The organism is Cedecea sp. B1(4), from assembly GCF_059414925.1.
Window position 1 is genome coordinate 1 of the sequence record NZ_JCAHMZ010000277.1, and the last position, 254, is coordinate 254.

General features: G+C 63.0%; 1 protein-coding gene. It reads left to right on the forward strand.

Translation table 11 applies throughout. The annotated features are described in order from the left end of the window. The coding region (locus ACR6JA_RS22925) for a cbb3-type cytochrome c oxidase subunit I (protein WP_494599790.1) at positions 1-254 on the forward strand (254 nt) is incomplete at both ends.

A 254-nucleotide genomic window follows, 5' to 3' on the forward strand; every position in this document is an offset into this window, starting at 1 on the left:
CCACTACGTGCTGGTGGCCGGCTCGCTGTTCGCGCTGTTCGCCGGCACCTACTACTGGCTGCCCAAGTGGACCGGCCGCATGTACAGCGAAAAGCTGGGCAAGCTGCATTTCTGGTCGACGCTGATCTCGTTCAACGTGACTTTCTTCCCGATGCACTTCCTGGGCCTGGCCGGCATGCCGCGCCGCTATGCCGACTACGCCGCGCAGTTCACGACGTTCCACCAGATCGCCACCATTGGCGCCTTCTGGTTCG